This window comes from Paracidovorax sp. (genome assembly GCF_057642795.1).
In genome coordinates this window covers 1-573 of record NZ_JBXYZY010000047.1, presented here as the reverse complement: position 1 = coordinate 573, position 573 = coordinate 1, and the positions used below count along the sequence as shown (strand labels likewise).

The 573-nt window shown below is 63.9% G+C and carries 2 protein-coding genes; both read left to right on the top strand.

What is annotated here, in order from left to right; translation table 11 throughout:
* Entirely contained in the window at window positions 1-129 is a 129-nt protein-coding gene (locus tag AC3A84_RS18580) for a DegT/DnrJ/EryC1/StrS family aminotransferase (protein WP_487971508.1), read from the top strand.
* The coding region (locus tag AC3A84_RS18575) for a Gfo/Idh/MocA family protein (protein ID WP_487971507.1) at window positions 129-573 on the top strand (445 nt) is incomplete at its 3' end. The genes AC3A84_RS18580 and AC3A84_RS18575, both read left to right, overlap by 1 nt.

Sequence of the window (573 nt, the reverse complement as noted above, 5' to 3'; positions counted from 1 at the left end):
CTGGAGCTTCCGAACACCGAGAAGGTTGCCGCCGAGTGTGTCTCACTGCCGGTCCATCCCTCGCTGTCCCAGGCTGACCGTGAGCGCATCGTTGCCGCTGTCAATACCTGCGCGAAAGCAGGTGCCTGATGGCGAATCTGCGCGCCGGCATGGTCGGCATCGGTTCGATGGGCAAGAACCACGTCCGCAACCTGCGCGCCATCGACGGCGTCGATCTGGTCGCGATCGCGGATGCCTCCGGCAAGGACCCGTTTGGAGTCGCCGGTGACCTACCCGTTCTCCCCGACGTCGATGCGGTCATCGAGACTGGTATCGACTACTGTGTCGTCGCTGCCCCGACGAAGTTCCACGAGGAGATCGGTCTCAAGCTGGCTGAGGCGGGGGTCCACGCTCTCATCGAGAAGCCGCTGGCCTACGACACTGCGGCTGCGACTCGTCTGGCTGAGGCCTTTGAGAACAAGGGTCTGGTGGGCGCGGTCGGCCATATCGAGCGATTCAACCCGGCTTTGCAGTCGTTGCGTAAGCGTCTGGAGAACGGCGACCTCGGTGACCTCTACCAGGTGGCTACCCGCC